General features: G+C 65.4%; 20 protein-coding genes. 14 read left to right on the top strand and 6 right to left on the bottom strand.

Features of this window, described 5'->3' with window-relative positions; genetic code table 11:
• The first annotated feature begins 18 nt into the window (after positions 1–18).
• On the top strand, positions 19–1,383 hold the full coding sequence (locus ABGB19_RS18505; RefSeq protein WP_347687428.1) for an amidase family protein: 1,365 nt from the start codon (positions 19–21) through the stop codon (positions 1,381–1,383).
• Between the two features lie 4 nt (positions 1,384–1,387).
• On the opposite strand, the gene ABGB19_RS18510 is transcribed toward ABGB19_RS18505, so the two are convergent.
• From ABGB19_RS18510 to ABGB19_RS18530, 5 genes are read right to left on the bottom strand one after another with little or no spacing between them, the layout of a single operon-like run.
• Positions 1,388–1,861, bottom strand: a complete 474-nt coding sequence (locus tag ABGB19_RS18510; RefSeq protein ID WP_347687429.1) for a hypothetical protein — start codon at positions 1,859–1,861, stop codon at positions 1,388–1,390.
• 32 nt (positions 1,862–1,893) lie between these two features.
• Positions 1,894–3,282: a cytochrome P450 gene (locus ABGB19_RS18515; protein ID WP_347687544.1), complete on the bottom strand. Its 1,389-nt coding sequence runs from the start codon at positions 3,280–3,282 to the stop codon at positions 1,894–1,896.
• Positions 3,283–3,333: 51 nt separating this feature from the next.
• Positions 3,334–3,525, bottom strand: a complete 192-nt coding sequence (locus ABGB19_RS18520; protein ID WP_347687430.1) for a ferredoxin — start codon at positions 3,523–3,525, stop codon at positions 3,334–3,336.
• A 19-nt stretch (positions 3,526–3,544) separates the two neighbouring features.
• Positions 3,545–4,405 carry a mycofactocin-coupled SDR family oxidoreductase gene (locus ABGB19_RS18525; protein WP_347687431.1) on the bottom strand — a complete coding sequence of 287 codons (861 nt, stop codon included), beginning with the start codon at positions 4,403–4,405 and terminating at the stop codon, positions 3,545–3,547.
• A gap of 29 nt (positions 4,406–4,434) precedes the next feature.
• Positions 4,435–5,133: an SDR family NAD(P)-dependent oxidoreductase gene (locus ABGB19_RS18530; RefSeq protein WP_347687545.1), complete on the bottom strand. Its 699-nt coding sequence runs from the start codon at positions 5,131–5,133 to the stop codon at positions 4,435–4,437.
• A 265-nt stretch (positions 5,134–5,398) separates the two neighbouring features.
• Here ABGB19_RS18530 and ABGB19_RS18535 point away from each other — a divergent pair, with 265 nt between their 5' ends.
• The 12 genes from ABGB19_RS18535 (at position 5,399) to ABGB19_RS18590 (ending at position 20,102) form a co-directional block, all read left to right on the top strand.
• A complete protein-coding gene (locus ABGB19_RS18535; RefSeq protein ID WP_347687432.1) occupies positions 5,399–6,892 on the top strand; it encodes an aldehyde dehydrogenase family protein in 1,494 nt (497 codons plus the stop codon).
• A 124-nt stretch (positions 6,893–7,016) separates the two neighbouring features.
• Complete coding sequence (locus ABGB19_RS18540; protein ID WP_347687433.1) at positions 7,017–8,225, top strand: CoA transferase; 1,209 nt, start codon at positions 7,017–7,019, stop codon at positions 8,223–8,225.
• Between the two features lie 19 nt (positions 8,226–8,244).
• On the top strand, positions 8,245–9,420 hold the full coding sequence (locus ABGB19_RS18545) for an OB-fold domain-containing protein (protein WP_347687434.1): 1,176 nt from the start codon (positions 8,245–8,247) through the stop codon (positions 9,418–9,420).
• Between the two features lie 10 nt (positions 9,421–9,430).
• On the top strand, positions 9,431–10,600 hold the full coding sequence (locus ABGB19_RS18550) for a thiolase family protein (protein WP_347687435.1): 1,170 nt from the start codon (positions 9,431–9,433) through the stop codon (positions 10,598–10,600).
• The gene (locus tag ABGB19_RS18555; RefSeq protein ID WP_347687436.1) at positions 10,587–11,399 is read left to right on the top strand and encodes an ABC transporter permease; all 813 of its coding nucleotides are present in this window, start codon (positions 10,587–10,589) and stop codon (positions 11,397–11,399) included. The genes ABGB19_RS18550 and ABGB19_RS18555 overlap by 14 nt, the downstream gene beginning before the upstream one ends.
• Before the next feature lie 13 nt (positions 11,400–11,412).
• Positions 11,413–12,270, top strand: coding sequence for an ABC transporter permease (locus tag ABGB19_RS18560; RefSeq protein ID WP_347687437.1), 858 nt, complete (start codon positions 11,413–11,415; stop codon positions 12,268–12,270).
• A gap of 10 nt (positions 12,271–12,280) precedes the next feature.
• Positions 12,281–13,477: an MCE family protein gene (locus ABGB19_RS18565; protein ID WP_347687438.1), complete on the top strand. Its 1,197-nt coding sequence runs from the start codon at positions 12,281–12,283 to the stop codon at positions 13,475–13,477.
• On the top strand, positions 13,474–14,499 hold the full coding sequence (locus ABGB19_RS18570; RefSeq protein WP_347687439.1) for an MCE family protein: 1,026 nt from the start codon (positions 13,474–13,476) through the stop codon (positions 14,497–14,499). The genes ABGB19_RS18565 and ABGB19_RS18570 overlap by 4 nt, the downstream gene beginning before the upstream one ends.
• Positions 14,500–15,603 (top strand): MCE family protein, encoded by a 1,104-nt coding sequence (locus ABGB19_RS18575; protein WP_347687440.1) that lies wholly within the window; start codon positions 14,500–14,502, stop codon positions 15,601–15,603.
• Positions 15,587–17,074 (top strand): MCE family protein, encoded by a 1,488-nt coding sequence (locus ABGB19_RS18580; protein WP_347687441.1) that lies wholly within the window; start codon positions 15,587–15,589, stop codon positions 17,072–17,074. The genes ABGB19_RS18575 and ABGB19_RS18580 overlap by 17 nt, the downstream gene beginning before the upstream one ends.
• 14 nt (positions 17,075–17,088) lie before the next feature.
• Complete coding sequence (locus ABGB19_RS18585; RefSeq protein WP_347687442.1) at positions 17,089–18,441, top strand: MCE family protein; 1,353 nt, start codon at positions 17,089–17,091, stop codon at positions 18,439–18,441.
• Entirely contained in the window at positions 18,441–20,102 is a 1,662-nt protein-coding gene (locus ABGB19_RS18590; protein ID WP_347687443.1) for an MlaD family protein, read from the top strand. Before ABGB19_RS18585 ends, ABGB19_RS18590 begins: the two co-directional genes overlap by 1 nt.
• 24 nt (positions 20,103–20,126) lie before the next feature.
• Here the strand turns inward: ABGB19_RS18590 and ABGB19_RS18595 are convergent, their stop codons facing one another.
• Complete coding sequence (locus tag ABGB19_RS18595; RefSeq protein ID WP_347687444.1) at positions 20,127–20,663, bottom strand: hypothetical protein; 537 nt, start codon at positions 20,661–20,663, stop codon at positions 20,127–20,129.
• A 78-nt stretch (positions 20,664–20,741) separates the two neighbouring features.
• Here ABGB19_RS18595 and ABGB19_RS18600 point away from each other — a divergent pair, with 78 nt between their 5' ends.
• Positions 20,742–21,149, top strand: coding sequence for a hypothetical protein (locus tag ABGB19_RS18600; protein WP_347687445.1), 408 nt, complete (start codon positions 20,742–20,744; stop codon positions 21,147–21,149).
• Positions 21,150–21,182: the final 33 nt, after the last annotated feature.

Genomic DNA, 21,182 nt, shown 5'->3' on the forward strand with positions numbered 1-21,182 from the left:
GGCCGCTAACGTTCCAGCATGACGGCAGACGTCGCACTGTGGCCGGCCCATCGGCTGGCCGAGGGCATCCGCCGTGGCGAGTTCTCCAGTCGCGAACTGCTCGAGTTGTACCTGGACCGCATCGATCGGCTCAATCCGTCGCTGAACGCCGTTGTCACGCTCGACGCCGACGGCGCTCGTCGTGCAGCGGACGCCGCGGACGCAGCCGTGAGCCGCGACGAGGTCGTCGGGCCTCTGCACGGGGTCCCGATGACGGTCAAGGACACCTTCGACACCGCGGGCCTCCGCACGACGTGCGGAGTGCCCGAGTGGGATCGGGTGCCAGAACACGATGCCGAGGCGGTAGGTAGGTTACGCGACGCCGGCGCGGTCATCTTCGGCAAGACGAATGTGCCTGCGATGGCCAGTGATTGGCAGACGTTCAATACCATTTTCGGCGTCACCAACAATCCGTGGGACACCTCGCGATCGACCGGTGGTTCCTCGGGTGGGGCGGCCGCGGCGGTGGCCGCCGGCATGACCGCGCTCGAACTCGGCAGCGACATCGCCGGGTCGATCCGGTTGCCGTCGAGCTGGTGCGGGGTGTGCGGACACAAGCCGAGTTGGGGCGTCGTCCCGCAGCGCGGTCATCTACCGCCGCCACCAGGCGCGCTGTCCAGCGTCGATCTCGGCGTGATGGGACCGCTCGCACGCGACGTGGCGGATCTCGAACTCGCGCTGAATGTGCTGGCCGGTCCGGCGTGGCCCGACATGATCGCGTGGCGTCTCGAACTGCCGCAGGCGCGGGCTTCGGCATTGAGCCGGTTGCGGATCGCGACCTGGCTCGACGATCCGGCGTACCCGGTGGAGCGCGACGTTGCGACCGTGCTGGATGGCGCGGTGGCGACGCTGGCCGATGCCGGAGCCGACCTGGTCGATGTCGCGCCACCGGTGAGCCTGCCCGAGGTGGTCGGGCTGCACATGCAGTTGCTCTACCCGCTGATGGATCAGTCGTCGACATTGCGCCACCGCGATTGGTTGGCCGCAAACGAGCGCCGCGAGCAGATTCGAGCCCGGATGCGAGACTATTTCCGTCAGGTCGACGCACTGCTCATGCCGGTGGCCATGGTGCCCGCCATCGCGCATGATCACCTGGAGCCGATGACCGACCGGGTGCTGACACTGTCCGGCGGAACCCGTTCGTATCTGGATCTTTTCGGCTGGGTGGGCCTGCCGACGGTGGCCTACCTTCCGGCCACGGCGGTGCCGGTCGGGCGCACCGCGAGCGGGCTGCCCGTCGGCATCCAGGTCGTCGGACCGTATCTGGAGGATCGGACCACGTTGGCGATCGCCCGAGGCATCGAGCGGGTGCTGGGTGGGTTCGTCCCGCCGCCGGGGGCGTGAGGCCCTAGAGTCGCTGCAGCAGGAACGTCCAGAACTGGTTTCCGGGCGGACCGTTGAAGCACCCGACGTTGTACCGCGAGTCGATGGTTCCGAACAGCGTGACTTCGTCCCATGAGTAGGTCTCGCGGGTCGGCATGCTGTGGCCCGGGCAGCGCAGGCCGTCGGGAACGTCGATGGTCATGGTGTAGCGGCCGTTGACCAGTTGCGCGTACCCCTCGTAGTACTCGTAGAACTTCAGCCGCGGTCTCGCGACGGCATAGACGCAGTCGGGTTGCTTGTCCGGGAAGCAGTTGTACACGGTCCACGTCCAGGACGCCTGCGTGTACCTGTTGGTCTGGAGGTCGTAGTTGCCCAGAACCATCATGGCGTTCGCAGGCGGCGGTGCGACGGCGCCCGCCGCCATCATGATCGCGGCCGCTGCGACGAAGATCTTGAAGCGCTTCACCGTCGGTCCTCCCAGTACCCCGCCCGTGCTCATCAAATCATTTCGCCGCCGCACGCGAGTGCGATTCAGTCGATGACGGCGGCTTCTTTGCGCTCGGTGATCGGCCGAGCGAGTTCCTGCTCGTCGCAGATGCGCTGCAGCTTCTCCAGCGTCTCGTCGAGTCCGGGGCCCAGCGGCTTGCTCGGGGTGAACGTCGCGGGCAGGTGCTTCATGCCCTGGATGACGCCGATGGTCTCGTAATGCTCGGTGCCCTCAGGGTCGCACACGAAGTCGGGCATCCGGTCCAGCACCGCGGTCACCATGGACTTGAACACGGTGCGTGCCACGTTGGATCCGACGCAGCGGTGCACGCCGATTCCGAAACTGAAGTGGCGGTTGCCCTTTCGATCCATCATCAGCTCGTTGGGCTTCTCGAAGACCGACGGGTCGCGATTGGCCATCGCCCACGAGATCCAGAGCCGCTCACCCTCCTTGAACCGGGTGCCTTCGACCTCCACGTCGTCTGAGAACGTGCGACCGTCACCCGGCGCGGGCGTGAAGAAGCGCAGGAACTCCTCGGTGGCCGCATCGAGAAGGGCGGCGCGCTCGCGGCTGAGCAACTCGCGCTCCTCGGGGTGCTCCGAGAGCCACTCGAGCGAGTGCGCCGTGAGCGCGGTCGTGGTGTCGAACCCGCCGCCGATGATCAATCCGAGGTTGCCCAGGATCTCCAGATCGGGCGCCGGTTCGCCGTCGATGCGAAGTTGCAGAAGCGCGTTCACCAGACCCGGCCGCGGGTTTTCCCGCACCTCCATCATGGTATTGATCATGTCGATGCCCATCTGCCGGTTCATCTCGGCGACGCGAGCGGCGTCGGGCGAGTGCTCCGGCGTGGACACCGACAGGTGCGCCGGTTCGCTGTAGACCGGCCACTTCTTGAGCTCGATGCCCATCATCGCCAGGGTGAGGACCGCGGGCACGATGTTGGCCAGGTCGTCGACGAAGTCGATCCGACCCGACTCGATCTTCTCGTCGAGTGACGCCCGCACGATCTCGTCGACGAACGGCTTCCACCGCTTGACCGCGGCGGGGGACAGGTACGGGTTGAGCGTCCCGCGGTAGATGCTGTGTTCGGGCTCGTCCATCTCCAGGATGCCGCCGCGGACCACCGTGGCGCGCTGCGCCTTCGGGATGGTGATGCCCTGGTAGGGAGTCTCGCCGGTGAGGTCGTGGTGGTTGGAAACGGCTGGGCAGCGCGCCAACTCGAAGACGTGGTTGCTGTCCGCGGCCACCCAGTGCCCGCCGTAGGTGTCGCTCCACGCCATTGGGCACCGGGACTGCATCTCCTCGGTGATCTTCTCGAACTGCAGCCGGTATTCCGGTGTGTGCCGGTCGAAGTGGTACCTGTTCTTCTTGCGGTCGTCGTCGGTCGCGACATCGTTCTCGGCTCTTCGCGCGAGCGGCTCATCACCGTCGATGGTCACTGCGTGTCTCCTATTGCTTCCTTGGCGGCCTGGGTAAGCGGCACGTCATTCGATGACGATGGCCTGTTCCGGGCACGAGTGGGCGGCCTCTTTGACCAGCTCCTCCTGATCGGGGGGAACGTCCTCGGTGACCGCCGAGGCATGGCCGTCGACGTCGTCGAGGACGAACATCTCGGGTGCGATCATCGAGCACAGGGTGTGGCCCTGGCAGCGTGAGCTGTCTACCGAAACCCTCACTGACCTATATCCTTTCGGCTCAGTTGTGGTAGTCGTACCACTTGAGGTAACCGCCGGCGTCGACGCGCAGCTGTGCACCGGTGACGAAGCGCGCCTCGTCAGAGGCCAGCCACAGCACCGCGTTGCTGATGTCCTCGGGTTCGACCCACGGCACCTTCATGGCCTGCTGTACGTAGAACACCGGCTCGGCGTCCTTGAGCTCGGGCTTCTCCAGATCGGGCCGGAACGACTTGTACATCGGCTCGCTCTGCAGCATGTTGGTGTTGCAGTTGGTGGGATGCACCACGTTGGCCCGGATGCCTCGGGGCGCAAGCTCGGTGGCGAGGTCGTGGACGTAGGCGGACAACGCGCGCTTGGAGTGCACGTAGGCCATGCCGCCGGGATCGTTGCCCGGATCGTTCTTCTGGTGCGTGTCCATCAGCGCCGCGGTGGAACCCGTCGCGATGATCGACGCGCCCTCCTTGAGGTGCAGCAGCGAGACCTGGATGGCGTTGATGGTCCCGATCAGGTTGGTGTTGATCACGTCGATCCAGGCTTGCAGCGGCGGTTGGCCTTTCATACCGGCCACGCCCGCCTGCGCGACGACGATGTCCAGCCCGCCGAGTTGGGCGATGCCGTCCTCCAGCGCGGTCTTGAGCTGGCTGGCCTCCCGCACGTCCGCCTTCGCGGTGACGGCACGCCGACCGGTCTTCTCGATCAGCGCGGCGGTCTCCTCGAGATCCTCCGGCGTGGCCATCGGGTAGCCGATGGTGGAGATGTCCTCGCAGAGATCGACGGCGATGACGTCAGCGCCTTCTTCGGCCAGCCGAACCGCGTGGCTGCGACCCTGCCCGCGTGCCGCACCGGTGACGAATGCGACCTTTCCCTGTACGCGTCCCACTGCTGATCCTTTCCTGTTGCCCTGGCTCGTTACGTGTTCCGGCCGCCGTTGACGCCCAAGATCTGTCCGGTGATGTAACCGGCCTCCTCGGAGACCAGGAACGCGCACGCGGCCGCGATGTCCTCCGGCCTGCCGATCCGGCGCACCGGCGTCGAGTCGATGTTCTTCTGCACAACCAGATAGCCGCGTTCCTCCGACTTGCGCAGCATGGGGGTGTCGATGAACCCCGGCGGCACCGCGTTTACGGTGATGCCGGCGGGGCCGTATTCGAGCGCGAGGGACTTGGTGAGCCCGTTGACCGCCGACTTGGCCGCCACGTAGGACGACATGTAGGGCTGTCCGGAATGGGTGCTCGACGACGAGATGTTGACGATGCGGCCCCAGCCGGCCTCGATCATGTCGGGCAGCACGAGCTGGATGCAGTGGAAGACGCCGTTGAGGTTGACGTCGATGACGCGCTGCCAGTCCTCGAACTTCAGATCAGTGAACCGTTTGAACTTCTCGAGTCCGGCGGCGTTCACCAGAACCGTCACGGGCCCGAGCTGCGCCCGCACGGCGCCCAGCGCCTCTTCGACTTGCGCCCGATCGGTCACGTCGGCGGTGAAGGCGAACTCCGCGTCCGACGGGTTGATGTCGATGGTGGCCACGTGCATGCCGTCGGCGCGCAGGCGGTGCGCGACGGCCAGTCCGATGCCGGATCCGCCTCCGGTCACGACGGCGTTCTTCATGCCTTCGGTTGGCCCCTGCCCGTCAAGAATCATCCTTCCGATTATGAGAACCGTACTCTCGTGTACTGCAATCTAGCAAGACACAAGGGCTCCACCATTCCCACTGATGAGACGTTCGACGGACGATTGTCGCACCGTAAATCCCAGGCAGTGGCAGTTCCGACCATTTCCTTGAGTTCTCTGTAGGCGAATGTATGATTCGCCGGTGATGAGAATGAAGTTTCCATCACAGTAGCAACACCGGCAACTATTGCTGAGGAGGATGATGCAGGAAACGACCACCATCTCGGAGGCAGCGGCAACGGATACCGCGTCACGCGGTGTCGATCGGCGGCTGCTGATCGGCGGACAGCTGCTCGAGACCTCTCGTTCGTTTCCTTCCATCAATCCCGCGACCGGTGAGGTGCTCGGTCATGCGCCGGACGCCACGGTCGCCGACGCCGAAGCGGCCGTCGCGGCGGCGCGCCGGGCGTTCGACGAGACCGAGTGGTCGACCGACACCGAGCTACGCATCCGCTGTCTCGAGCAGTTCCACCGGGCACTGGTCGAGCATCGTGACGAACTGGCCGCGCTGACCATCGCCGAGGTCGGTGCCACCGAGGCGCTGTGCCAGGGTGCGCAACTGGACCAGCCGATCGAGATCGTGCGCTACTACGCCGACCTGCTGAAGAGCTATCCGATGACCGAGGACCTCGGCAACATCGAGAGCCGCGGCATGCAGCACCACCGCTGGGTCGAGAAGGAAGCCGGCGGCGTGGTGGCGGCCATCATCGCCTACAACTATCCCAACCAGCTGGCGCTGGCCAAGCTGGCGCCTGCGCTGGCCGCCGGCTGCACGGTGATCCTCAAGTCCGCGCCGGACACTCCGCTGATCACGCTCGCACTCGGTGAGCTGATCGCCAACCACACCGACATCCCCGCCGGCGTCGTCAACGTGCTCAGCGGAGCCGACCCCGAGGTCGGCGCCGCCCTGACCACCAGCGCCGACGTCGACATGGTGACCTTCACCGGATCGACTCCGACGGGCCGCCGGATCATGGCGGCCGCCAGCGACACACTCAAGAAGGTCTTCCTCGAACTGGGCGGCAAGTCGGCGGCGATCGTGCTCGACGACGCCGACTTCGGCACGGCGGCACTGTTCAGCGCGTTCAGCATGGTCTCGCACGCCGGCCAGGGCTGTGCGCTGACGTCGCGACTCCTGGTGCCCCGCAAGCACCACGACGAGATCGTCGAGATGGTCAAGAACAACTTCGGCATGGTGCGCTACGGCGACCCCGCCGATCCCGGCACCTACATGGGGCCGCTGATCAGCGAGAAGCAGCGCGACAAGGTCGACGGCATGGTCCAGCGCGCCGTCGATGCCGGTGCCACGCTGGTCACCGGCGGCGAGAAGGTCGACCCCGGCTATTTCTATACGCCGACGCTGCTGACCAATGTCGACCCGGACAGCGAGATCGCCCAGGAGGAGGTGTTCGGGCCGGTGCTGGTCGTCATCGCCTACGACGACGATGACGACGCGGTGCGGATCGCCAACAACTCCATCTACGGGCTGTCCGGTGCGGTGTTCGGCAGCCAGGAGCGCGCGTTGGCGGTCGCCCGGCGCATCCGAACGGGCACCTTTTCGATCAATGGCGGCAACTACTTCAGCCCGGACAGCCCGTTCGGCGGATACAAGCAGTCGGGCATCGGACGCGAGATGGGCATCGCCGGACTAGAGGAGTTCCTCGAGTCGAAGACCTTCGCGACGGTCGTCCGATGAGCGCTTGCGCGAAGAGGGGAGCACACGGATGAGCGCTTGCGCGAAGAGGGGAGCACACGGATGAGCGCTTGCGCGAAGAGGGGAGCACACGGATGAGCGCTTGCGCGAAGAGGGGAGCACACCGATGAGCAGGCCGCTGGACGGCATCCGCGTCCTCGAGGTCGCGATGTACGGCTTCGTTCCCTCGGCGGGCGCCGTGCTACGCGAGTGGGGTGCCGACGTCATCAAGGTCGAACACGCCGTCACCGGTGATCCGCAGCGCGGACTGCGGCAGACCGGGCTGTTGCGCGTCGAGGGCGACCCCAACCCCAACATCGAGCACGCGAACCGCGGCAAGCGCAGCATCGGCCTGGACATGTCGGTACCGGAGGGCAAAGAGGTCCTGCTGGAACTGGCCCGTCGCGCCGACGTCTTCCTGACCAGCTTCCTGCCCGGCCACCGGCAGAAGTTCGGCATCGACGTCGACGACATCCGTGCGGTGAACCCGAAGATCATCTACGCCCGCGGCAGTGCGCTGGGCCCGCGCGGTGAAGAGTCCGTCAAGGGCGGCTACGACATGACCGCGTTCTGGTGCCGCGCCGGCACGGCGGCCACCATCACGCCGCCCGGCACGCCCGGCATGGTCGGACCGCCCGGCCCGGCCTACGGCGACACCATCTCCGGCACGAACCTGGCCGGGGGGATCGCGGCGGCGTTGCTCAAGCGCGAGCGCACCGGCGAGCCGTCGGTGGTCGACGTGTCGCTGCTCGGCAGCGGGCTGTGGTCGCTCGGGCACACCGTCGCGCTGACCAAGCACCTCGGCCAACGGATGGAGGCGTTCCCGCCCGGGGTGCACGGATCGCCGATCAACCCGCTCGTCGGGCTGTATCCGACCGCCGACGATCGCTACATCTCCTTCGTGATGATGCAGCCCACCAAGTTCTGGGCCGACGTGTGCAAGCACATGGACCTCGACGACCTCGCCGACGATCCGCGGTTCGCGACTGCGGAGTCGATCGCCGAGAACACCGAGGCGGCCGCGGAGATCCTCAAGGAAGCGATGTCCAAGCGGCCGCTCACGGAATGGAGTGAGCGGTTCGCGACGCTGCTGGGCCCGTGGGCGCCGGTGCAGGACACCCTGCAGGCCGCCGAGGACGCGCAGATCCGCGCCAACGAGTACATGGTGCAGGCTGGCGAACTCGAACTGGTCGCGAACCCGGTGCAATTCGACGTCAGCGCACCCCACACCGGCCCCGCTCCGGACTTTGCGGAGCAAACCGACGAAATCTTGCTGGAACTCGGCTTGGATTGGGACCGCATCATCGAGCTCAAGACGGCCGGCGCCGTCACCTAGGTTCGAAAGAGAGTCACCGATGCCCTACGTCGCGTCGATCGGCACGTACCTGCCGTGTTGGGGGGACCCCCGGCGCCGCGTGCCCGGCGATGACGAAGACGCGGTCACCCTTGCCGTCGAGGCGGGCCGCGCGGCGCTGATCGCCAGCGGCGCGGTCGAGCGCGTCGTGCTGGTCAGTCGTGATCTGCCGCTGCTCGACAGCAGCAATGCTGCGGTGCTGCTCGCCGGTCTCGGGCTCGATCCGGAACTCGAGGTCGACGAGCGACTCGGCGGGGCGCCCGCGACACTCGACGCCGTCAGCTCGGCCAGGCCGCGAACGCTGATCATCGGCACCGACCTCGAGCCCGCGGGCGCGGCCGCGATCCTGACCGCCGAACGTGGCCTGCAGGTGCGGACGGCCGCGCGGGTGGCCCGCAGCCTGCCGGTGCGGACCCGCAAGGCCACCGGGGACGTGCACGACTACGGCGACCCCCGCCTCCTCCACGAGCGGGGACTGATCGCCTCGCTGGAAGCGGCCTGGCTCGACACCCCGGCTGCCGTGGCCGGGGTCGATCACGCTCGCGCAAGCGAATTGACCCTCGGCGACGCGCCCCCGCTGCCGACAACGGGCGCGAGCTCGGGATTGTTCGCACTGGCCGGTATGGCGGAGCGAGATACGACGGGGCCGTTGGTCGCCGTCGAACAAGCCAGCCTCTCGGGCATCACAATCATCGGCGGTGTCGCCGAGCTGCACCGGCGCGAGCCGGCAGCGCGCCCCCTGCCCGACGGGACCGTCATCGGCGATGCGGAGATCCCCATCTCCCTGGCGGCCTACGAGCGCGCGTTCGAAGCCAAAGTGCGTTGGGAAGCAGGTCGTTTCGCCGATTCCGACGAGCTGGACTTCCCGCCCCGTTACCGATTGGCCGACGACGGCACGCTGTCCACCGGCTACGAGCTGATTCCGCTGCCGCGCACGGCAACGGTCTACACCGAGACGACGGTGCACCTCCCGGTGCCGGGCCTGCGTTCGCCGTACTCTCTGGTGATCGTCGAGCTCGACGGCGTCGGGGTGCGCGCGCTGGTGAAGGTCACCGGTGCGGAGCCGGGCTCGGTCGACATCGGCACCCGCGGACGCCTGGCGCTGCGCAGGGTCGCGGTGCGGTCCGGGGTGCCGGACTACGGATACATGTTCGAACCGGAACCGGTGGCGGCATGAGGGGCCGCGCATGAGGAAGGTGGCGATCGTCGGCGCCGGAATGACCGCGTTCGGCGAGCATTTCGCACTGGGGTTGAAAGACCTTCTGCCCATGGCCTTCTCCGAATGCGCCGCCAGTGTGGACAAGGGCTTGGCGAAGTCGGATCTGCAAGGCGCCTGGTTCGGTGCGATGGGTACCGCCGACGGGTTTCCGGCTGGAATCCTCGCGGACAGCCTGGGATTGCCCGACCTGCCGGTCACCCGCGTCGAGAACTCCTGTGCCACAGGCAACGACGCGATTCGCAATGCCCTGTTCGGTATCGCCTCGGGGGCCTACGATGTCGCCTTGGTGATGGGCGCCGACAAGCTGCGCGACACCACGTCGCGCGACATGCTGTGGAAGTGGGAGGCGATGGCCCGCGACATGGCGTGGGACTACCCGCTCGGGGTCGTCTCGCCCGCCGGCTTCGCGCTGCACGTGCGGCGGTACCTGCACGAGTCGCCGGCGACGCGTGAACACCTGGCCATGGTCGCGGTGAAGAACCACCGGCATGGCGTGAAGAACCCCAAGGCGCGACTGCGCTTCGAGATCACCATGGAGCAGGCGCTCGAGGCGCCGATCGTCGTGACGCCGTTCGGGCTCTACGACTGCGCGCCACAGAGTGATGGCGCGGCGGCCCTGGTGCTCGCCGCGGAAGACGTCGTCGACCAGTTCACGAACCGTCCGGTATGGATCCGTGGGGTCGGCCTCGGCCTCGACTCCGTGATGCACCAGCACAAGGCGGACATGACGACGTTCCCGGCGACAACACGCGCCGCCAAACAGGCTTTTGAGATGGCCGGTCTTGTTTCTAGCGATGTTCATGTGGCGGAAGTTCACGATTTCTTCACGGGCATCGAGCTGATCAGCTATGAAGATCTGGGATTCGCCGAGAGGTTCGGGGGCCACAAACTCGTCGAAGCCGAAGTCACGACTGTCGGCGGAGGGTTGCCTGTGAACCCGAGCGGAGGGCTGAAGGCCAAAGGGCATCCGCCCGGCGCGACCGGTGTCGCGCAATGCGTCGAACTATTTGCACAACTTCGCGGTGAAGCCGTGAACCAAGTGGACGGTGCCCGGATTGGCCTTGCTCACAACATCGGCGGACCGACGGCGGTCGCGGCGGTGACCATCCTGGAAGGAGACGGCTGTGGCGCGGGGTAGTGGGCCGGAGCGGTGGACCCCGGGCCTACCGCAGATCAAGAATCTGACGGGGCCGATGCAGGCGGTGGGTGGATTGTTCGCCATGTCGGCCGATGCCTTCAGGTTTATCTTCCGTCGGCCGTTTCAGTGGCGTGAGTTCCTGGAGCAGTCGTGGTTCGTCGCGAAGGTCTCGCTGGCGCCGACGGTGCTGGTGGCGATTCCGTTCACCGTCCTCGTCTCCTTCACGCTGAACATTCTCCTGCGTGAGTTGGGGGCAGCCGACCTCAGCGGTGCCGGTGCTGCGTTCGGAGCGGTGACGCAGGTGGGTCCGTTGGTGACGGTGCTGATCGTGGCCGGAGCGGGCGCGACGGCGATGTGTGCCGATCTGGGATCGCGGACCATTCGCGAGGAGATCTCCGCGATGGAGGTGTTGGGCATCGACCCGGTGCAGCGGTTGGTGACGCCGCGGATGCTGGCCTCGGGCCTGGTGGCGCTGCTGCTGAACAGCCTGGTCGTCATCATCGGGATCCTGGGCGGCTACACGTTCTCGGTGTTCATCCAGGACGTCAACCCGGGAGCCTTCGCGGCGGGCATCACCCTGTTGACCGGGGTGCCCGAGATGATCATCTCGTGTGTCAAGGCCCTACTCTTCGGGTTGATCGCCGGTCTGGTCGCCTGTTACCGCGGCTTGACCGTATCCGGAGGCGGGGCGAAAGCGGTGGGCAACGCGGTCAACGAGACGGTGGTGTACGCGTTCATGGCCTTGTTCGCGGTCAACGTGCTCGTTACGACGGTCGGCATCCACATGGCGACGGAGTGAGCGGGGGTTATCGATGGGTACCTTGACGGTTCTCCGCAGCAACTACCCCCGCCTCGCGCGGGGCGTGCGCCGGCCGGTCGACTGGCTCGGCAACGTCGGCGACCACATGCTGTTCTACCTGAGGGCGCTTGGTGGAGTGCCGCACGCAACGGTGCACTTCCGAAAGGAGATCATCCGGTTGATCGCCGAGATCTCCATGGGCGCGGGCACCTTGGCGATGATCGGCGGCACTCTCGTGATCGTCGGCTTTCTGACGCTGGCCGCGGGCGGAACGCTGGCGGTACAGGGCTTTTCCTCGCTGGGCGACATCGGGATCGAGGCCCTCACCGGATTCCTCGCCGCGTTCATCAATGTGCGCATCGCCGCTCCCACGGTCGCCGGCATCGGATTGGCGGCCACATTCGGCGCCGGGGTGACCGCGCAGTTAGGAGCGATGCGCATCAACGAGGAGATCGATGCGCTGGAAGCGATGGCCATTCGGCCCGTCGAGTACCTCGTTTCCACGCGGATCGCGGCGGGCATGATGGCGATCACCCCGTTATACGCCATCGCGGTGATCCTGAGTTTCTTAGCCAGTCAATTCGTTACGGTGATGCTGTTCGGCCAGTCCGGCGGTTTGTACGACCACTACTTCGATACATTCTTGAACCCGATCGATCTGTTGTGGTCGTTCCTGCAAGCGGTGTTGATGGCCATCACGATCCTGTTGGTGCACACCTATTACGGCTACTTCGCCTCCGGCGGGCCATCCGGCGTGGGCGTAGCTACCGGTAACGCGGTGCGCACTTCACTGATCCTGGTCGTGACGGTCACGCTGCTCGTGTCTTTGTCCGTCTACGGTCGCAACGGCAACTTCAACCTGTCGGGATAGGGGAGCCTAGGTGAAGGGTAGCGCGGTACGCCCGCTGACAGGCTTGGCCATGATCGTGGTCATCGGCCTGATCATCGCGCTGGCCATCGGTCTGTTCGCCGGGACTTTCACACAAACCGTTCCGGTGACGGTCGTTTCGGACCGGGCCGGCCTCGTGATGAACCCCGACGCCAAGGTCAAGATGCGTGGCGTCGAGGTCGGCAGGGTGGAGACGATCGAGCAGCGGCCGGACGGCAAAGCAGTTCTTCATCTGGCCCTGAATCCGTCGCAGATGCACCTCATTCCGTCCAATGTGGGGGTCGACATCGAGTCGACGACTGTCTTCGGTGCGAAGTTCGTCCAATTTCTGCCCCCGGAGGATCCCTCGCCGCGTGAACTGCAGAAGGGACAGGTGATCGAGGGCCGGCATGTCACCGTCGAGATCAACACGGTGTTCCAACAGCTTGTGAACGTGCTCGACAAAATTGATCCCGCCAAGTTGAACGAGACGTTGGGTGCGATCGCGTCAGCCTTCGACGGCCGCGGCGACAAATTCGGCCAGACATTGGTGGACTTCAACGCGCTACTCGCCAAGATCGACCCGAGCCTGCCGAATCTGGCTCGTGACATCGAGGCCTCCGTACCCACGCTCACCGCCTACGGTGACGCGGCGCCGGACCTCCTCTCGGTCCTGCAGAGCTCGACACAAATCAGCAATACCATCGTCGACCAGCAGCAGAATCTCGACGAGTTCCTGATCAGCGCAATCGGTCTGGCCGACATCGGCAACGAGGTGATCGGCGGTAACCGCGAGGCGCTCGGTAATGTGCTGGAGAATCTGGTGCCGACCGCCGAATTGCTGAACCTCTACAAGAAGTCGCTGTGGTGTGGCATCGGCGGCCTGATCCCCTTCGCGAAGTCGCCACCACAGTTCTCGGGCATCTTCGTCTCGTCCGGCCTGACGCTGGGAACGGAGCGTTACCGATATCCCGGCGACCTACCGAAGGTCGGCGCGAAGAGCGGTGGTCGTGACTACTGCAAGGAACTCGGTCTGCCTGAATTGCCACCGGAATTCACGCCGCCGCAGATCATCGGGGATGTCGGCACCAATCCGGCGCAATACGGCAATGCGGGCATCCTGCTGAACTCTGAAGGGCTCAAGAACTGGTTGTTCGGTCCACTCGACGGGCCCCCACGCAATACCGCACAGATCGGAATGCCGGGATGACGCGATCAACGGGCACGCTTATCAAGCTCGGGATCTTCGCGCTGATCATGGCGATTCTGACCGGATTCCTGTTCCTGGTCTTCAGTGACTCGAGGACCGGGTCGGCAGAAGAATATTCGGCCGTCTTCGAAGACGCGTCGCGGCTGAAAGCCGGCGAAAGCGTGCGCATCGCCGGTATTCGAGTGGGCACGGTCAAGAGCGTGTCGCTGCAGGCCGACAGAACGGTCCTCATCAAGTTCGACGCCGATGAGAACACGAAGCTGACCACCGGCACCAAGGCCGCGATCCGCTACCTCAATCTGGTCGGAGACCGGTATCTGGAACTGATCGACACTCCGGATTCAGCGAGGATTCTGCCGGCCGGCGCCCAGATCCCGGTTGATCGCACCGCGCCGGCACTCGACCTCGATCTGCTGCTCGGCGGCCTCAAACCGGTTATCCAAGGCCTCAATCCGGAAGACGTCAACGGTCTCACCACATCCCTCGTCCAGATCCTCCAGGGTCAGGGTGGGACCCTGGAATCGCTGTTCTCGAAGACGTCATCGTTCACCAACTCGCTCGCCGACAACAACCAGGTGATCGAGCAGTTGATCGACGAACTGCGAACGGTGCTGGACACGCTCTCCAAAGACGGTGACGAGTTCTCCGGCGCGATCGACCGGTTGGATCAACTGATCGCAGGACTGTCCGCGGACCGCGATCCGATCGGCACGGCCATCGAGTCGTTGGACAACGGAACCTCGTCGCTGGCAGATCTTCTCGGCCGGGCCAGGCCGCCATTGAACAACACGATCGACCAGCTGAACCGGCTCGCGCCGCTGTTGAACACCGATCTACCGCGGCTGGACGCCACCATCCAGCGGCTGCCCGAGATCTACCGCAAACTCGCGAGGGTGGGATCCTACGGCTCCTTCTTCCCCTACTACATCTGCGGAATCACCTTCCGTGCGAGCTCGCTCGAGGGAGAAACCGTCGTATTTCCGTGGATCAAACAAGAGACCGGAAGGTGCGTGGACCGGTAGATGGACAAGTACCGCGGATCCAAGCTCATCAAGGCAGGCATCATCGGCGTCGTCCTGATGATCCTGGTCATCATGATAGGGCTGCAGCCGATACGGCTGCTGTCCTGGGCCACCGCTCTGCGTTATCAAGCGCTGTTCACCGAAGCCGGTGGCATACAAAGCGGCAATGACGTGACGGTGTCCGGAATCAAGGTCGGCCAGGTGTCGTCCGTCGAACTCGTCAACGGCGATGCGCTGGTCGGCTTCACGATCGACAGTAAGTACGCGCTCGGCTCCGAATCAACCGCACACATCCGCACCGGAACGCTGCTCGGTGAACGAGTGCTGGCGCTGGAGTCCGAAGGCAGCGGCACCCTGGACCGTGACCAGCCGATCCCGACTACGCGTACGTCGTCGCCGTACTCGCTGACCGACGCGGTCAGTGAGCTGACAGCGAACACCGCCGCCACGGACACCGATTCGCTCAACCAGTCGTTGGACACCCTCGCGGCGACGCTCGATGAGATCGCTCCACAGCTGGGTCCGACATTCGACGGAGTGTCCCGATTGTCGCGGTCGCTCAACAACCGCAACGAAAGCCTCGCCGAGTTGCTCAAGACTGCCGGCGACGTCACCGAGATCTTCAGCGAACGCAGCCGTCAGGTCAACGCGCTGATCCTCAACGCCAACGATCTGCTGGCCGTGCTGAACGACCGCAGGTACGCGATCACCAGCCTGCTCAGATCCACGGCAGCCGTGTCACGCGAACTGACCGGCGTGGTTGCCGACAACGAGCAAGAGTTGGCCCCCACACTGCAACACCTCAACGAGGTGATGGCGATGCTGGAGCGCAACCGCGACAACCTCGCCAAGATCCTGGTCGGGGCCAAGAAATACTATCTGACGCAGGGCGAGATCATCTCGAGCGGCTTCTACTACAACGCGTTCATCCCGAACGTTCAACCGGCGCAGCTTCTGCAGCCGTTCCTCGACTACATCTTCGGCTTCCGCCGCGGCATGGATGCCGGCCAGCCGCCGGACACCGCGGGGCCGCGCGCAGAGCTGCCCTTCCCGATCAACGCCATCCCACAGCCAGGAGACCTTCCCGATGACGGCACCCCGTAGGACCCTGGTGGCCGTGGCGGCGGTCCTGTTGGCCATCGTCTTGGTCGCCGGCGCGGTGTTCCTGGTGCGCCAGGTGTTCTTTGCACCGAAGACCATCACGGCGTATTTCCCTACTGCGACCGCAATCTATCCCGGCGACGAGGTGCAGGTGTCGGGCGTCGCGGTCGGCAAGATCGAGGCCATCAGCCCCGAGGGCGACCAGACCAAGATGACCCTAACGGTCGACCGCGGGGTGCCCGTACCCGCCGATGCCAAGGCGGTGATCGTCGCTCAGAATCTGGTGGCGGAACGCTATGTCCAACTCACCCCCGCCTACCGCACCGGAGACGGACCGAAGATGGCGGACGGTGCGGTGATTCCCAGCGACCGAACCGCTGTACCCGTCGAGTGGGACGAGGTCAAGGACCAGTTGATGCGTCTGGCAACGGAACTGGGGCCAAAGGCCGGGGTGTCAGACACCTCCGTCTCGCGGTTCATCGACAGCGCGGCCGATGCGTTGGACGGTAACGGCGAAAAACTGCGACAGACGCTCGCGCAATTGTCGGGAGTGGCCCGGATTTTCGCAGAGGGCAGCGGCAACATCGTCGACATCATCAAGAACCTGCAGATCTTCGTCACCGCCCTTCGCGACAGCAAGCAGGAGATCGTCCTGTTCGAGAACCGGCTGGCCACCCTGAGTAGCGTGATCGACGACAGCAGATCCGATCTGGACGCGGCGCTGTCCGAACTGTCGGTGGCACTGGGTGAGGTGCAGCGCTTCGTCGCGGGCACCCGTGATCAGACCGCCGAACAGATTCAGCGGCTGGCCAACGTCACCCAGACCCTGGCCGACAACCGCCTTGCACTGGAAAATGTTCTGCACATCACCCCGCATGCGATCGCCAACTACAACAACATCTACTACCCCAACGGCGGCGCGGTGACGGGCGCGTTCGTGTTGAACAACTTCGCGAATCCGGTGTACTTCGTCTGCGGCCTCATCGGCGGCATCGCCAACACCACCGCGCCCGAGACGGCGAAGCTCTGCGCGAATTACCTCGGTCCCGCGTTGCGCCTGCTCAACGTCAACAACATCCCGTTGCCGATCAACGCCTACTTGCGGCCCGCGCCCAGTCCTAATCGGCTCATCTACACCGATCCCAAGCTCGCCCCCGGAGGGGCGGGACCGGGTGATCCGCCCGAGCCGTTCCCCTCCGTCTCGGCCTATCTCGGGGAGGGAGATGTGCCGCCGCCGCCCGGCTGGAATCAGCCGCCGGGCCCGCGCGGGCTGTACACGCCGGACGACGACGCACCGGCCATCCCACACCCGGCGCTGTTCCCTGGCGCACCCATCCCTGGACCGCCCAACGTGTTGAGCAATATCCCGCCGGGGCCACCGACGGTCGAGGGAATGCTGCTGCCGCCGACCCCGGCGCCAGCCGGACCGCCGCCGCCCAGTGGTCCCCCGCTGCCTGCGGAGGCGCCGCAATGATCCGCAGGAGCCATATGAAGCGATTGACGGTCGCTGGGTCATGTCTTGCGCTGACGCTCAGCGGGTGCGCTTTTCAGGGAGTGAACTCGCTGCCTCTGCCCGGAGCCGAGGGGCGTGGACCGGACGCCGCGACGTATACCGTTGAAGTCGCCAACGTCGCGACGCTGGAGCAGAACGCGCCGGTGCTGATCGACGACGTCGTCGTCGGCAGCATCCGAAAGATGACGGTCGACAACTGGCATGCCGATGTCGAGATCTCGGTCAAGCCCGACGTTGTGGTGCCTGCCAACGCGGTGGCGACGGTGGGCCAGACCAGCCTGCTGGGGTCGATGCATTTGGCGCTCAACCCGCCGCTCGGCGAACAGCCCAGCGGCCGACTGCAGCCCGGTGCGACCATTCCGTTGAGTGAATCGTCGACATACCCGACGACCGAACGGACGCTGTCGTCTTTGTCGATCGTCGCCAACGGCGGCGGGCTCGGGCAGATCGGCGACATCATCCACAACTTCAACCGTGCGTTGTCCGGACGCGAACCCGAGATCCGCCAACTGCTCACCCGGCTCGACAATTTCATCGGAGTGCTGGACGCGCAACGCGACAACATCATCGCGTCGATTCAGCAGTTGAATCGGGTCGCCGGCACGTTTGCCAGCCAGCGCGATGTGATCGACCGGGCGCTCAAGGAGATTCCGCCGGCGTTGGACGTGCTGGTCCAGGAGCGGCCCCGGCTGACGACCGCGCTGACAAAGCTCGGCCAACTCGGCGACACCGCAGCCGCTCTGGTCGACGACGCCGGTGACGACCTGGTGAAGGATCTGGAGAATCTGGGGCCGGCTCTCGGGGCCCTCGCCGACATCGGTCCGGACCTCAACCTTGCGCTGCTCTGGGCGACCGCGTTCCCGTACGGCCCCACGTTCGCCGACCGCATCACTCGTGGTGATTACATCAACCTGTTCGCTACGTTCGACCTCACCTATCCGCGCCTGAAGAGGACATTGTTACTGGGCACGCGATGGGGCCAGGAGGAGGCCAAACTGATCCCGGCGCCCGGTGATCCCTACTACATGAACTACTCCTACAGTCCGATGACGCTGGGCGTCGCCCCGCCGCCGGAGGGCCTGACGCCGGCACCGGGGACACCGCCGGCCTCACCTATGCCGCCGGTGTCCGGACCGATTCTGCCGGTGTCCCCACCCCCGCCGGCCGCGCCGTGGCTACCTCAGAACCAGGCGATCACGTCGTCGCAGATCTTCGCGGGGCCATTTGGAGCCGAAGCGGTGCCGCCGCCTCCTGCGGCGCCACCCGATGGAGCGGGATCACCCGCCCCGCCGGCAGAAGCTCAACCGACACCGGGAGGCGGTGGCTGATGCTGACCCGCTTTGTACGAAACCAGCTGATCATCTTCACCATTGCTTCGATCATTGGTGTGACGGTGATGATCTTCACCTACATGCAGGTACCCACCCTGCTTGGTCTCGGTCGCCTGAAGGTGACGCTTGAGTTGCCTGCGGCCGGTGGTCTCTACCGCTTCAGCAACGTGACCTACCGAGGTGTCCAGATCGGCAAGGTCATGGGCGTGACGCTGACTGAAGACGGCGCGGAGGCCACCTTGTCGCTCGCCACCTCGCCGAAGGTCCCCGCGGATCTGCAAGCCGAGGTGCGCAGCGTATCCGCCGTCGGAGAGCAGTATGTGGATCTGCGGCCGCGCACCGACTCGGGACCATACCTGCAGGACGGGTCGCGAATCTCCAGAGCGGACGCCACCATTCCGCAAGCGGTGGGGCCCATGCTGGATCAGCTGAGTGCGCTCGTGGACAGTATCCCGGGCGACAGGATCGATGATCTGCTCGACGAATCGTTCGAGGCGTTCAACGGCGCCGGACCCGATTTCCAGTCACTGCTGGACTCGGCGTCCCGGATTACGACTGACCTCAGCGGCGTCTCCGATGAGTCCCGAACGCTGATCGATGACGTCGGACCCCTGTTGGAATCACAGGCCGAGAGCGCCGACGCGATTCGGACGTGGTCGCGCAGCCTGGCGGGAGTCACAGAACAGATCGAGCAGAATGACCCGGAACTGCGCGCGATCCTGCAACGGGGACCTGGCTTTGCGCAGGAGGTTTCGTCGCTCCTCACGCAAATCAGGCCGACTCTGCCGATATTGCTGGCGAATCTGACCACCGTGACTCAGGTCCTCATGACCTACAACCCGGCGATCGAGCAACTCTTGGTGATCTTCCCGGGAATCATTGCCGCCCAGCAGGCGTTCGGGCTTCCTGGAAACAATCCCACCGGCCTTCCTACGGGTGATTTCGCACTCACCATCAGTGATCCGATACCGTGCACCGTCGGATTCCTGCCGCCGACACAATGGCGGAACCCGGAGGACCAGACGACGGTCGACACACCCGACGATCTGTACTGCAAGCTGCCGCAGGATTCCCCGATCAGTGTTCGTGGAGCCCGTAACAACCCTTGCATCGAGCACCCCGGCAAGCGCGCGCCGACCGTCGAATTGTGCAACGACCCACGGGGTTTCGTGCCGCTGGCCATGCGGGAGCACACGCTGGGTCCGAGTCCTCTCGACCCGAATCTGATTTCGCAGGGTCTTCCGCCCGACGATCGAGTCGACTTCGAGGACCGGATCTACGCGCCGGTAGAAGGCACTCCGTTGCCACCGGGCGCCGTTCCTGGAGGACGGCCACCGGAGATGCTCCCGCCGGTTGTGCCGGGTCCGCCGCCACCCGCGCCGGGAGAAGTGCCGCCGCCGGCGCCCGTGCAGGCCCCGATTCCGCCGCCGCCGCCGGGCAACTCGCTGAACGGGACACCGATCCCGCCGGTGCCGCCGGCTTCCGGCGCCGTGCCCGCGGCCCCATCTGCCTTCGGCGGCAACGGTTCTGACGGCCCGTCGGTGGCCGTCACGACCTATGACCCGCAGACGGGCGAATACATGACGCCCGACGGTATGTTGCAGAAGATTGATGCTGGGGCGGCCCCGAAGTCGTGGCAAGACCTGATGCCGACCTGATCCCGTCGATCGGGATCGGGGGCGTCAGATCTTCTGCATCTTCACGGGCATCTCAACGACAACGGGTTGGTTCCTGCCGCAAGCGCCGCTTGCGCCCTTCGTGATGTTGCGGCCGACCAAGAAGTCGGTGATTGTGGGCCTGCGTTCGTTCCTCGCGGGGTTGAAGCCCCAGAGCATGAACTTCTGGTGGCCGGGCGCGAAGGTGCCGTTGGGACACGGCAACCAGTTCGGGACATCGTGGTCGACCAGCCAGTAGTCGTCGAGCCGAATGGTGGCGGTGTAGCCGCGGTCGCTTCTCACCTCGCCGTAGCATTCGATGGGGCTGATGCACTCTGTTGTCACAGTCCAGGTTTCGATGACGGTCTGCTGGTCGTAGAAACTCTCGGCGCCACCGACGCCGAACGGACCCGCGTTTCTCTTGGCCCACTCACCGTCGGACATCACTCGGTAGGTGCCGTTGAGTTCGACACCGAAATTCGAGGCGTACGCCGGTGTCGCGCTGCATACACTTGCCACAAGCGCGATTGCGGCGGCCCCTGCGGCTATGTCGACTCCTCGCATACCGCAAAGCTTATCGCGCCTGGTAACTATCCTCTCTGAAACGAGAATTTGGTTCCGTCGCTGTGTGAGAATGACGTAATGCGATCCACCGTCGCAGTGCTCGCTGCATTGATGACCTCCGCTTCACTGATCCCTGCACCGTCGGCAGCCGCGCAGCCGACGCTACCGCCGCTGCCGCCGCCGGGCGCCGAGTGCAACCATCCCAACTGCACGCCGGGGATCAGGCCGGGGGTCGTGCTCGGGTCCTACTGCAACACCACGACGTACTACGCATTCGGCGTGACCTCGTGGGGCCGGTTGGTGTTCTGCGGGTCGCCGCGCCGATATGAACCGCGCTGGTTCCGGTCACCCGAGATGCACGGCATCAAGCTGGAGGGCGACCTGTGTCCCGCTCTCGACGGCGAGGTTGCCCAGGCACCGGACGGGCTCTTCCTCACCTGCGTGTCCAAGGACGGCAGGACCTACTGGGAGCGCGGCGACCTCTGAGGGGCCGGTGGTTCCGCCGAAACTGCGCGGAGA

It is taken from the genome of Mycobacterium sp. B14F4, from assembly GCF_039871645.1.
Classification (GTDB): Bacteria; Actinomycetota; Actinomycetes; order Mycobacteriales; family Mycobacteriaceae; genus Mycobacterium.